Origin of the sequence: Antrihabitans stalagmiti (genome assembly GCF_016482825.1) — a bacterium.
In the GTDB taxonomy this organism is placed as follows: domain Bacteria; phylum Actinomycetota; class Actinomycetes; order Mycobacteriales; family Mycobacteriaceae; genus Antrihabitans; species Antrihabitans stalagmiti.
In genome coordinates this window covers 127,710-140,146 of sequence record NZ_JAEMNV010000006.1, presented here as the reverse complement: position 1 = coordinate 140,146, position 12,437 = coordinate 127,710, and the positions used below count along the sequence as shown (strand labels likewise).

12 protein-coding genes are annotated in these 12,437 nt (G+C 65.1%); 6 read left to right on the top strand and 6 right to left on the bottom strand.

Features of this window, described 5'->3' with window-relative positions; genetic code table 11:
• Nucleotides 1-5: 5 nt before the first annotated feature.
• The gene (locus JGU71_RS19075; RefSeq protein WP_199705873.1) at nt 6-1,850 is read right to left on the bottom strand and encodes a DEAD/DEAH box helicase; all 1,845 of its coding nucleotides are present in this window, start codon (nt 1,848-1,850) and stop codon (nt 6-8) included.
• 82 nt (nt 1,851-1,932) lie between these two features.
• Between JGU71_RS19075 and JGU71_RS19070 the strand changes: the two genes are divergently transcribed.
• The 4 genes from JGU71_RS19070 to JGU71_RS19055 all read left to right on the top strand — a co-directional run bounded on the left by JGU71_RS19070 (nt 1,933) and on the right by JGU71_RS19055 (nt 5,924).
• On the top strand, nt 1,933-2,739 hold the full coding sequence (locus tag JGU71_RS19070) for a carbon-nitrogen hydrolase family protein (protein ID WP_199706082.1): 807 nt from the start codon (nt 1,933-1,935) through the stop codon (nt 2,737-2,739).
• Nucleotides 2,740-2,846: 107 nt separating this feature from the next.
• On the top strand, nt 2,847-3,332 hold the full coding sequence (locus tag JGU71_RS19065) for a DUF8548 family protein (RefSeq protein ID WP_199705872.1): 486 nt from the start codon (nt 2,847-2,849) through the stop codon (nt 3,330-3,332).
• Nucleotides 3,333-3,392: 60 nt separating this feature from the next.
• Nucleotides 3,393-4,064: a phosphoribosyltransferase gene (locus JGU71_RS19060; RefSeq protein WP_199705871.1), complete on the top strand. Its 672-nt coding sequence runs from the start codon at nt 3,393-3,395 to the stop codon at nt 4,062-4,064.
• 69 nt (nt 4,065-4,133) lie between these two features.
• Complete coding sequence (locus JGU71_RS19055; protein WP_199705870.1) at nt 4,134-5,924, top strand: AMP-dependent synthetase/ligase; 1,791 nt, start codon at nt 4,134-4,136, stop codon at nt 5,922-5,924.
• A 33-nt stretch (nt 5,925-5,957) separates the two neighbouring features.
• Here JGU71_RS19055 and JGU71_RS19050 read toward each other — a convergent pair whose 3' ends face one another.
• Nucleotides 5,958-6,590 carry an alpha/beta hydrolase gene (locus JGU71_RS19050; protein ID WP_199705869.1) on the bottom strand — a complete coding sequence of 211 codons (633 nt, stop codon included), beginning with the start codon at nt 6,588-6,590 and terminating at the stop codon, nt 5,958-5,960.
• Nucleotides 6,591-6,595: 5 nt separating this feature from the next.
• On the bottom strand, nt 6,596-7,240 hold the full coding sequence (locus tag JGU71_RS19045) for a TetR/AcrR family transcriptional regulator (RefSeq protein WP_199705868.1): 645 nt from the start codon (nt 7,238-7,240) through the stop codon (nt 6,596-6,598).
• A gap of 83 nt (nt 7,241-7,323) precedes the next feature.
• Here JGU71_RS19045 and JGU71_RS19040 point away from each other — a divergent pair, with 83 nt between their 5' ends.
• Nucleotides 7,324-8,868 (top strand): molybdopterin-dependent oxidoreductase, encoded by a 1,545-nt coding sequence (locus JGU71_RS19040; RefSeq protein WP_199705867.1) that lies wholly within the window; start codon nt 7,324-7,326, stop codon nt 8,866-8,868.
• 53 nt (nt 8,869-8,921) lie between these two features.
• Entirely contained in the window at nt 8,922-9,680 is a 759-nt protein-coding gene (locus tag JGU71_RS19035) for a tyrosine-protein phosphatase (protein WP_307829721.1), read from the top strand.
• Here JGU71_RS19035 and JGU71_RS19030 read toward each other — a convergent pair.
• The 3 genes from JGU71_RS19030 to JGU71_RS19020 form a co-directional block, all read right to left on the bottom strand.
• Complete coding sequence (locus JGU71_RS19030) at nt 9,639-10,892, bottom strand: class I adenylate-forming enzyme family protein (RefSeq protein WP_199705865.1); 1,254 nt, start codon at nt 10,890-10,892, stop codon at nt 9,639-9,641. The genes JGU71_RS19035 and JGU71_RS19030 overlap by 42 nt on opposite strands.
• 109 nt (nt 10,893-11,001) lie before the next feature.
• Nucleotides 11,002-11,592 carry a hypothetical protein gene (locus JGU71_RS19025; protein WP_199705864.1) on the bottom strand — a complete coding sequence of 197 codons (591 nt, stop codon included), beginning with the start codon at nt 11,590-11,592 and terminating at the stop codon, nt 11,002-11,004.
• Between the two features lie 51 nt (nt 11,593-11,643).
• Nucleotides 11,644-12,429 (bottom strand): enoyl-CoA hydratase/isomerase family protein, encoded by a 786-nt coding sequence (locus tag JGU71_RS19020; protein WP_199705863.1) that lies wholly within the window; start codon nt 12,427-12,429, stop codon nt 11,644-11,646.
• Between the last annotated feature and the right edge of the window lie 8 nt (nt 12,430-12,437).

Sequence of the window (12,437 nt, the reverse complement as noted above, 5' to 3'; positions counted from 1 at the left end):
GTGGCCTACTTGCGCTTGTTGTACTTGCCGCCGCCGCGGTCGTCACGGCCCGACCTCGTGTTCTGCGACGGCGGACCCGAGTCGAGCTGCAGCTGAATCAGCACTCCGCTGATCCTGGTGCGTCGCAACGCTTCCAATGTCTCGCGCGGCAGATCTGCAGGCAGCTCGACCAAGCTGTGGTCCGGCCTGATGCTGATGTGGCCGAAGTCGCTTCGCCGTAGCCCACCCTCGTTGGCGATCGCGCCGACGATCGCACCCGGAACCACGTGATGGCGTTTGCCGACACCGATGCGGTAGGTCGCGAGCTCGACACCGGTCTTGCGATGCGCAGAAGGACCCCGGTCGTCACCACGTCGGTCGTCACCACGGCGATCATCGTGACGATCGTCGAACTTGCGCGGCGGACGCTCCCTGCGCGGCTCGTCGTCGTAGGTTCGCCGCTCGCGCGGGGGTGGCGGCGGTGGCTCCGGCGACATCAGGAAGTTCTCGCCATCGCGGGACTGCAGCGCAAGTGCCGCCGCGATATCCGCGAGCGGGATGTCGTGCTCGCGCTCGTAGTCCTCGACGAGGCGACGGAACAGCGCAAGGTTCGAGGAGTTGAGACTTTCCGTGATCGAGTCGCCGAACTTGGCTACCCGCTGCGCGTTGACGTCTTCGACACTCGGCAACTGCATTTCGGTGAGCGGCTGCCGCGTCGCACGCTCGATCGCCTTGAGCAGATGCCGTTCCCGCGGTGCGACGAACAGCAACGCCTCACCGGTACGTCCAGCGCGGCCAGTACGGCCGATGCGGTGGACGTAACCCTCTGTGTCGTGCGGAATGTCGTAGTTGACGACGTGGGAGATGCGCTCGACGTCGAGACCTCGAGCGGCGACGTCCGTCGCGACGAGGATGTCCAGCGAGCCCGACCGCAGCTGTCCGATGGTCCGCTCACGTTGGGCCTGCACGATGTCGCCATTGATGGCCGACGCCGAAAACCCGCGTGCGCGAAGCTTTTCCGCTAGTTCCTCGGTGGCCTGCTTGGTGCGCACGAAGATGATCATCGCTTCGAACGACTCGACCTCGAGGACCCGAGTGAGGGCGTCGAGTTTGCGCTGATGCGCGACCTGGACGTAGCGCTGCGAGATGTTCGCTGCCGTCGTCGTCTTCGACTTGACGGTGATCTCGACCGGATTGTTCAGGTACTGCTTGGAAATCTTGCGGATGACCGACGGCATGGTCGCGGAGAAGAGTGCGACCTGCTTCGTCTTGGGGGTGTCGCGCAGGATGCGTTCGACGTCCTCCTGGAAGCCCATCTTGAGCATCTCGTCGGCTTCGTCGAGCACGAGGTACTCGAGTTCGGTCAGATCGAGCGTGCCCTTCTCCAAGTGGTCGATCACCCGGCCGGGCGTACCGACGACGACGTGCGCACCGCGACGCAGCCCCGACAGCTGCACGCCGTAGCTCTGACCGCCGTAAATCGGCAGCACATGCAGACCGGGAATGTGCGAGGCGTACTTGCCGAAGGCCTCGGCGACCTGGATCGCCAATTCACGGGTCGGCGCAAGTACGAGGGCACGCGGCTTCCGCGCGCTGACATCGACGCCCATCAGGATCGGAATGGCGAACGCCGCGGTCTTTCCGGTTCCCGTCTGGGCAAGGCCGACGACATCGTCGCCCGCGAGGAGCGGCGGGATGGTCGCCGCCTGAATCGGTGAAGGTGACTCGTAGCCAACGTCTTTGATCGCGGCAAGAACCCGATCGTCGACGCCGAGATCGGCAAAACTCAAAGATTCTGCAACTGGTTCAGGGTTCTGCTCAGGCGACCGATCGGGCACGACTGCCCCTCCGTCACCCTGATTTTCGCTCATGTGACCTGGAGTTTACTGCCTTCCGAGCGCGCGGAGTACCTGTCTGGCAGACCTGGGCACGTATAGCGTTGTCGGAGTGGGTATCGATAAGTCCGTCAGGGTGGCCGTTGCGCAGTTCGCGCCGGGGACCGACAAGGCCGAAAACCTCGAACAGGTGCGCGCGCTGGTCGCCGACGCCGCACGCAGCGGCGCCGATGTCGTCGTTGCGCCCGAGTACTCCATGTTCACGCCACCGAAGTTCGATCGATCCGTGGCCGACGCCGCCGAGCCGTTGGACGGACCCTTCGTCAGCGGTTTGCTCGACTGCGCGCGTTCGTCCGGCGTCGTCGTTGTCGCAGGTGTCGCCGAGACCCTCGCCGACGACGACCACATCTCGAACACGCTCGTCGCGGCGGGACCGGACGGCCAGGTCAGAGCCGTCTACCGCAAACTGCACCTCTACGACGCGTTCGGGTTCAAAGAATCCGACATTATTCGGCGCGGTGACATCGCGGCCCCCGAGACCTTCACGATCGGCGGGCTGACCTTCGGGATGCAGACCTGCTACGACCTTCGCTTTCCCGAGGTCACTCGGCGGATCGTCGATGCGGGCGCCGACGTGCTGCTGCTGCCAGCGCAGTGGGTGCCCGGGCCGCTCAAGGAAGACCACTGGACGACTCTCGTCCGGGCCCGCGCGATCGAGAACACGATCTACGTCGCGGCGGCCGATCAGGCCGGTCCGGGTGGCGCGGGCAACAGCATGATCGTCGACCCGATGGGGACGATTGTCACAGCGCTCGGTGAGCGAACAGGCACCGGCGTCGCGGAGTTGACGGGCGCACGGATCGCCTCGGTCCGCGAGCGGAATCCCGCCCTGCACCTGCGCCGATTCAGCACGATCGAACGCTGAACCGAGTGCTGCACGCAGACTGCTAACAAAAGTTTGCGCAAACCCGTAACGCCGACGCGTGTTAGGAACGACACACCGAGCGAAGGTGTCGACTCGGAAGGCTCACCATGCACGTCAACGCAACGTTCTCCGCCCAGGGCGATCCCGCCCGCCCAGACCTTGCGCTGTGCATCATCGAGGCCGTTCAATCCGCAACCACGGATACGTCAGACACCGCGGTGATCCTCGATCGCTACCAGGCCTACCGGCAGGCGCAGGGCCAGCAGGCTCGTGCCGACGGCGTCCGCGCTCTCCTTCGCACGTTCGAAGAAGTCGGCAGCTGCGACGCATGGGCGGGCAAGGTCGGCAACTACCGTCGCCGCTACTCCCCGACCTCCGCGCCGATCGCGGCAACCGCGATCGAGCACGCCGCCGAACTCTTCTACGCCCATCACATCGATTCGATCGACGACCTCGCATCGGCCCGCCGCGACGACGAGATCCTCCGCGAACTCGAGCTTGGCCTCGAAGCCATCGCCGGCCAGCGTGGAACCCTCTACGACCTGCTCGAACTCGCCGGTCTCGACCGTCAGCTCGCACTCGTCAGCGCCTGACGCCTGCGCAGCAAAACAGCCGTCCAACGGGGCGATTTCACGGAGTAGCGTCAACACCAAATGACGTTCACGGATCGGGCCGAAGCTGGTCGCACGCTGGCGAAGTCGCTGGACTACCTGCGTGAGGCCCGACCGCTTGTGCTCGGCCTGCCCCGCGGCGGCGTTCCGGTCGCAGCGCAGGTCGCATCCGAACTGGGCACCGACCTCGACATCGTTCTCGTCCGCAAACTCGGCGTCCCGTGGCAACCGGAACTGGCGATGGGCGCAATCTCCGAAGACGGCGGTCGGGTGCTCAATCCCGATGTCGTCCACCATGCCCGGATTTCGCGAATCACTCTGGAAGACATCGAGGTTCAGGAGCGCATCGAACTGGAACGGCGGAGCCGAGTCCTGCGTGCCGACGGCAGGAGAATCGCGATCGACGGCAGAACGGTCGTGATCGTCGACGACGGTGTGGCAACAGGCGCGACCGCGATCGCCGCCTGTGCGCTCGCACGAGCCGAGGGGGCTCGCTGGATCGTCGTCGCAGTTCCGATCGGCCCGCCAGAAGTTGTCCGCCGACTCGGAGCGGTGGCCGACGAGGTCGTCTGCCTCGTGTCGCCCGCGGACATGGGCGGAGTCGGCGCAGCGTACGACGATTTTCATCAATTGGCAGACCGCGAGGTCACCGACCTGCTGGACGAACACCGCACTATCCGCGGAAAGCTCGACCGACCCAATTCGGACAGCTAGCGTATGTGCACGTCCACTGGATGTGGTGCAATGCACTTCTACCGCTCAGTAACACGGAGGTCATAGCTAATGCTCGAGTTCGAGGTCCCGGCGTCGTACCAAATTCCCGAGAACGCGTCGATGGCCAACTCGGTCTTCGAACACGAAAAGGAATCGCCCAACTTTGTGTTGTTCAAGGTTCCACTGGACGCGGGCGGCTGGTCCGACGTCACAGCAGCGAAGTTCGCACAGGACGTCACCGCCGTCGCCAAGGGCCTCATCGCCTCGGGTGTTCAGCTCGGTGACCGCGTCGCGATCATGGCATCCACCAGCTACAACTGGGTTCTGCTCGACTACGCGATCTGGACAGCAGGCGGCTGCACGGTAGCGATCTACGAATCCTCGGCTCCCGAACAGGCGAAGTGGATCCTCGAAGACTCCGCAACCGTCATCACCGTCGTCGAGGCGCAGCGGCACCGCGCGGTCATCGACGAGGTCGCTGATTCGCTTCCCGATCTCCGCGAGACCCTCGAGCTGGACAAGCAGGCGATCGCCGAACTGATCGAGCGTGGCAAGGACGTGTCCGACGCCGACGTGCATGCCCGGCGCGCACAGGTCACCGCGAGCTCGCCTGCGACACTGATCTACACCTCGGGCACCACCGGCAAGCCGAAGGGTGTGCAGCTCACGCACGCCAACCTGTGGGCAGAGTCGAAGGCAGTTCGGCTCGAGCTGGCCAGCATCTTCGTCGAGGGCAACAAGACGCTGATGTTCCTCCCGCTCGCGCACGTGTTCGCTCGCGCGATCTCGGTCGGCGCACTCGACGCCAAGGTCACGATCGCCCACACCTCCGACTGGACAACCCTGGTCGAGCAGTTCGGCGCGTTCAAGCCCGACTTCATCCTCTCGGTCCCTCGTGTGTTCGAGAAGGTCTTCAACTCCGCCAAGCAGAAGGCGCACGACGGCGGCAAGGGCAAGATCTTCGACAAGGCAGCCGCAACCGCTATCGCGTGGAGCGAGGCGCAGGACACCGGCGGCGCCGGATTCGGCCTGAACCTCAAGCACACGGTCTTCGACAAGCTCGTCTACAGCAAGCTCAAGGCAGCGCTCGGCGGCCAGTGCAAGTCTGCGGTGTCCGGCGGCGGGCCACTCGGCGCGCGTCTCGGCCACTTCTTCCGTGGTGTCGGCGTCACGATCTACGAGGGCTACGGCCTCACCGAGACCTCCGCGGCGATCACCGTCAACACGCCGGAGAACATCCGCGTCGGCAGCGTCGGACGCCCGATCAACGGCCACGCCGCCAAGGTCGCGAGCGACGGTGAACTCCTCGTTCGCGGTCCGGTGACGTTCTCCGGCTACTGGAAGAACGACGCCGCATCGGCCGAGTCGTTCGAGGACGGCTGGTTCAAGACGGGCGACCTCGGTGCGATCGACGACGACGGCTTCGTCACGATCACCGGCCGCAAGAAGGAACTCATCGTCACCGCCGCGGGCAAGAACGTCTCCCCCGCCACGCTCGAAGACTCCTTGCGCGCCAACCCGCTGATCAGCCAGTGCATGGTCGTCGGTGACGGTCAGCCGTTCATCGGTGCGTTGATCACGTTGGATCCCGAGGCACTTCCGGGTTGGAAGGAACGGCACGGTCTGTCCGCCGACACCTCCGTCGCGGAGCTTACGAAGAACGCGGATCTGGTTGCCGAGATCGACGCCGCCGTCGCCGAGACCAACAAGAAGGTCTCGAAAGCGGAGCAGATCAAGAAGATTCGTATTCTCGACGTCGACTGGACCCAAGAGGGTGGCGAGCTGACGCCGAAGATGTCGCTCAAGCGCAACATCGTCCTCAAGCAGTACGCCGGCGAAGTCGAGGCAATTTACAGCTAGGGGCGCTCCGCGCCTCGTGAGTCTTTTCGGTGGTCAGGACCGCCGAAAAGACTCACGAGCGACGTAGTCGCCCAGGTCCGCGGTGACCGTTGCGTGGACCGGTTCGTGCAGGAGATCGTGGCCGGCGTCGGCATATTCTCGTAACTCGACGTCGGCCTTTCTGCTGCCCGCCACCCATTCCCGGACCGCGTCGATGGGCGCAAGCCTGTCGTCGACACCGTGCACGAGCAAGGTCGCTGGACCGGGTAGCGCAACATCTGCTCGTGCGATGGATTTCGGTGTCCCGCAGAGAATGACGGCGACCACCGGCACCGTCGTAAGGCCCTTCTCCAACGCGACGACCGCCGTTACCGCACCGAGCGAATGCCCCATCAGAGTGAGCGGAAGGTCGGGCCGATCACGACCGGCAACCTCGATCAACAGTGCCGCATTGCGAGCCAGATCCTCGATCGGTGCCAACTCCCCGACCACACCTTCCGACAGCCCGTGGCCGAGATGGTCGAGTGCCCACACCTCGATCTCCAGCGCATTCAGCCCGCGCGCGAATCGGTGGTACTGACCGCTGTGCTGGCGACTGCCGTGCAGAAAGACCATCCCCGCGCGTGGCGTCTGGACCTGCCAGCGCCGATAGTGCACCTGACCGCCCGCGCCATCGAAAAACGGCATGACGCCTACTCGATCGCTTTCGACGCGATGATGCCTGCGAGGTCGTCGAGTTGCGCGATCATCGCTTCGGAACGGTGATCGACCAGCCAGCGCCGCACCAGACCGTCGAGCAGTGCGACACCGAAACGGGCTATCGCGGGAACCGGCTCCAACCAGGTCGTTCCGGTCCGACGCGCGCACTCGGTGAGAAAAGTTGTTGCTTCGGCATCCATCACGCGGTACTGCTCGGCGGCGAACGGCACACTCGCCACTGCGCCGACGCTGCCACCGCCACCACGACTCATGGAATGGAAGCCGAACTCGTAGGCCAAAAGCTGTTCTGCCGGCGTCGCTTCGATGATCTGCCACATCGCGCTCAGGCCACTGTGCACGAGTATCCGCAGGCCACGCTCGCCACGAACATCAACGCTTTCCGCGGCCGCAGTCAACGCAGCGTGCATCGAACTACTCAGCCGTAGCACCATCGATTCGGCGAGTGCACCGAGTAACGCCTCGTCGTCGGCGAAGCACGCCCGCATCGTCTCGATCGGTATGCCGAGCTCGTCGGCCACCGACGCGACGCTGACAGCGTCGATCCCTTTGCGCTCGGCGATCGTCAGCGCCGAGGCGACGAGACCGCTGCGCTCGTCCGTCGTCGGTCGATTCACCATCCATCGATCGTATGTCTCGGCCACCCGGATGAGACGCCGAACACCTCGCGCAGCGGATCACGATATCCCGCTACCCTCGTGACGTGGTCAACAGGAGCCTGCGCGCTCTCGCCGGATTGGTCTCCGCAGGCGCCATCCTCGGTGTCGCGGAGTTGGTGTCTGCGCCGATCGGCCCGAACAGCGCCCCCCTACCCGCCGTCGGCGATGTCGTCGTCGAGCTGACGCCGCTCGGCCTGGAACGGTGGGCGATCGAGCAGTTCGGCACGTCGGACAAAACGGTGCTCTTCCTCACGATGGTTGCGGTCAGCATTGTCGTTGCAGCCATTGCAGGCATCGTCGAGCGACGATCGCGACCGTACGGTTCGGCATTGTTCGCCGTATTCGGTGTGCTGTCCGTTGCGGCCTGCGTGACGCGATCCGACGCCTCCCCGACCTACGCGGTCCCCTCGATCCTTGGCGTGGCTATCGGTATAGCCGTATTGCGTTGGCTCACCGGCAAGTTGGAGCACAGCACTGGTGCCGTTGCGCCCGAGGCACCCACGTCGGCCCAGGCATCCGGTGGGGATCGACGCGAATTTCTCGCCATGGTGCTGGCAACGGGCGCAGTAGCGGCCTTCGCCGGTATCGGCGGCCGGATCTGGGGCTCCAACGCTCGCGATGTCTCCGCGAGCCGCGATGCGGTCCGCCTACCGACCGTCGCGTCGCCACCGCTACCCGCACCGACGGGTGCCGACTTCAAGGTTCCCGGCCTTGCCAGCTACGTGACGCCGAACTCGCAGTTCTATCGCATCGACACCGCACTGGTCGTTCCTCAGTTGACGACGGACGAATGGTCGCTGCGAATTCACGGCATGGTCGATCGCGAAATTCGGCTCAGCTTCGCCGACCTGTCCGCGCGCGAGCCGATCGAGCGGATGGTCACCCTCGCGTGTGTGTCCAACCCCATCGGCGGCGACCTGATCGGCAACGCGAAGTGGCTCGGCTATCCGTTGAAGGATCTGCTGGAAGAGGCCGGCGTGCAGCCCGGTGCCGACATGGTGCTGTCGACGAGTATCGACGACTTCACGGCGGGAACTCCGCTCGACGTCCTGCTCGACGGCCGCGACGCGATGCTGGCGATCGGGATGAACGACGAACCGCTGCCCGTCAGCCACGGCTTTCCTGCCCGTCTCGTCGTTCCCGGCCTCTACGGCTACGTCTCCGCGACGAAATGGGTGACTGACATCGAGGTCACGCGCTTCGACCGCGCCAAGGCGTACTGGACGAAACGTGGTTGGTCCGAACGCGGTCCGATCAAGACCGGCTGCCGCATCGACACACCTAAGTGGTCGTCGGAACTACAGGCCGGACGACTGATGGTCGCAGGCGTCGCGTGGGCGCAGCATCGAGGCATCCGCGGTGTCGAGGTCCAGATCGACGACGGTCCGTGGCAGCAGGCCCGCATCGCGGACGAGGTGTCGATCGACACCTGGCGGCAATGGGCGTTCGAGTGGGACGCGGAGCCGGGCAAACACGTGATCCGTGCGCGGGCGACCGACGCCACCGGCGAGACCCAGACCTCCGACGAAGCGGACGTGGTTCCCGACGGTGCCACCGGATGGCCCGAGACGACCGTGAAGGTCAAGTAGCGAGAACCCGGGCCAACGGGACTGCCACGCCTGCAGCGCCTATCGTCGCAAGGGTGACCGATGCTGCTGCCCATGCTCAGTTCTTCCTGTCCGGCACCTGGAACTTTCGTGATCTGGGTGGCCTGAGGACCGAGGACGGACGAACCGTCCAGCCAGGGATCGTATTTCGGTCGGCCCAGTTGGCCGACCTCGACTCCGACGGCCAGCAATCGCTGCTGACGTTGGGCATCACCGATGTCTTCGACCTCCGTAGCGCCGCCGAGACAGTCAAGGCAGGAGCGGACCGCCTCCCGGAAGGTGTTGCGCTACACGAAGTTCCATTTCACCTCGACGACGACGAAGCCGCGCCGCACGAAGCACCGCGCTTGGACTCCGCAGACCGAGCCCACAACTTCCTTGCCACCGCCTACGAAGAATTCCCGACCCTGCCCGGGGCGCATCTCGCCATCGCCGACCTTCTCACCACGCTTGCAAACGCGGACACCCGCGCGCTGTGGCATTGTGCCGCCGGCAAGGATCGCGCAGGTTGGACGGCTATCACGCTGCTGCACGCGATCGAAGTGCGCGAGGAGGACATCATCGCCGACTTCCTCCGCAGCAACGACGGCATCGCGCCGTTGCGAGCGATGGTGTCCGCACGGTACGGCGAACAAGCCAACCTGTCGGACCAACTCCTCGGCGTCGACGAGGACTACTATCGCCGGGCGATGAAGACGGTGCAGGATCAATACGGCGGGATGCCGGAGTACCTCGACACGATCGGCATCGACTCAGATGTGCTGCGCCGCTTGCGGGATCGGCTGCTCGACTGACACCTCGACATCGGTTCGCCTGGCAATCATCCGCACGAAACCTTCGCGGTCGATCTCGACCACATCGCCTGTGTGGAACCAGTTTCCGGTGAACCTGCGGGCAGTGGACGCTGGGTCGCGCCAATAACCTCGCATCACGTTCGGCCCACGGCACAGCAGTTCACCACGGCCGCTGTCGGTCTCGTCGCCCCACAGCGCAAGTTCGGTGCCGCCGAATGCGACGCCGACTGTGCCGGGACGCTTGGTCGACAACTCGTCGGGCAGCGTGAGGCCGACGCCGCTCGTCTCGGTCGCTCCCCACCACGACCACTGCCTGGCTGCCGGGAACACCGCACGCAATCTTGCTGCGGCATCGTCGGTCAAAGCGCCTGCAGCACAACAGATCTTACGTACGCCACTGGTACTCGACGCGCGCAGTCCGCGATCGGAGACAAGGCCGTCGTAGTCGGCCGGCGTTGCCGTCACGACGTCGATCCGCTCGGCGCCGAGTGTGTAGCGGAACTGTTCGGGATCCAGCGACGGCGCAACGACGACTGTTCCGCCGACGGCCAGCGTCGGCAGCAGCTGATCGACACACCCCATCGCGTAGGCGAGCGGAAGCAGCACGAGATTTCGAATTCCGTCCCGCGACAGGCCTTCCGCGTGCACGACGGATTCGATCGCCGAGAGCACATTCTCGTTGCTGAGCTCGACTCCCCGCGGCCGCCCGGTTGTGCCGCGTGTGTAGCAGAGAACCGCCATTTCGCTGAGACAGGCGCCGTCGTCGATAAACGCTCGCCCAGTAGGTAATTCGTCCTCGAGAACGAAGTCGGCGGCGCTGTCGGCAAGCAACGCTGCCGCGGCCCGCGGACCGTAGGCGTAATTGACCGGAACCGGGACCGCGCCACTGAGCAACGCACCGAGAAAAGCCTGGACCCAGCGAACGCCGTTCGGGAATCGGATGGCCACTCTGTCGCCGACGCCGATGCCGCGATCCTGCAACCCGCCCGCGACGCGAGATGCCGAGGTCCACAGTTCGCGGTAGGTCATCCGCGGACCGCCGATCTCGACGATCGCTTCACGATTGGCATACCGATGCGCGCGGACGTCGAGGAACTCGGTGAGCGACGGTGTAAGTCCGCCGTAGTGCAGCAGACCATCCCCACTCCGCGTGACGGCATCGTCTCGCGAGAGGGGCTGTATCGCTGGGTACTCGACCAGCGTCGGCGCCATCCGACCTCCAGAAGTCTGCTTGCTCGACTATATGGCCTTGGTCACATTTGCGTCGGAGGAGCTGGGTTCTCGGCGAAGGAGTGTTGCGACGCCGCAGGCCGACGCGAACTCAGCGCGGCGCAGTCAACGCTGAGAGAGCAAGCATCGCAGGATAGTTCGCGACGTGCGGATAGTCCCTGCGGTAGTACTCGTTCCAGTAGCTCGCGGCCCGGGCACGAGTGAGTATCGAGAACTCCGGGTTGTCGGCAAGGAAGCGCGCATAGGCAATCGTTCGCGAGTCCGGCGGGTCTGTGACCACCCTTGCGACGTCGGCAACAATGTCGAGGACATACTCACCGAGAAGTTGGACGACGAACGGTGCGGTCCATGGCTCATCGGATTCGAACACCGCGCGAAGCGCCTGTTGCCGAACGAATCCGTCGTTGTGTCGGGTGTAGATGCAGGCGAGAATGGGTCGGTACCTCGGCAGGGCGCCGTCGAGGCTGACAACCGGGTGGTACTGACGGGTCGGGATGTCGACGACCTCGCCGCCGACGCTCAGCTGTGGCCACCGCACCGCCGAATTCGTTGTGGCAATCGAACACATTGCCGCATGTTCGGCGGGCGGTAGGTGCGAGAGTGCTGCTCGGGCGTCGCCGCGTATCGACTCGGGGAACGCGCTGGCGAGCCGCTCAAATTCTGCGTCGGCGTCGATGTCCATCAGAGGTCCAACTTCTCCGCTTGCTCGAGCGCGGCTCGTTCTCCGGTGCGCCTACTCCCCCGTGTAGGTCGCCTTGCCAGGGCCGACGTCGAGGAAGCTGCGGACCGCGCCTTTCAGGTCCGACGTGGCGAACAGTGCGCCCGACACCTCCGGCGTCACCTCGTCGGCATGCGCGACGCCACCGGAGCGCCACGCCTCGACGATCTGCTTGGTCGCGTGATGCGCGCGGGTCGGGCCTGCCGCCAGGCGTGCGACCAGCGCACGCGCCTCGGCGTCGACGTCGTCGTGCACCGAGTTCACAACGCCCCACGTGTGCAGCGTCGCGGCGTCGTACAGTCCGCCGGTCATCACGAGCTCACGCGCCCGACCCGATCCCGCCCGCTCGGCCAGACGCTGCGGACCGCCCATCGACGGCGTCAATCCGACCACGGTTTCGACCAGGCCGAATTTCGCTCGAGGCGACGCAAGGATGATGTCGCAGGCCAGCGCGATCTCGAATGCTGCAGTGAGCGTCAATCCGTGCGCCGCGTAGACGACCGGGCACGGCAGCGATTCCAGCGGATGGATGATCTCGTCGAAGAGCTTGCGCCACAGCGCCGCTCCCTCGTCGATCGACAAGCCGTCGAAGATGTGCACGTCGACACCACCGGAGACGACCTTGCCCTCCGCGCGCAGCAGAACCGCACGTGGAGGGTCGGCGACCAGCTCTGCGACGTCGGCGGTGATGGCGTCGAACATCGCCTGGTCGAACAGGTTGAGCGGCGGATGATCGAAGGTCAGCACAGCGATCTCAGCGCCTGCGTCGGACGTGATTCGCTCGAGTCGTGTCGGTCTCATGGGATGAG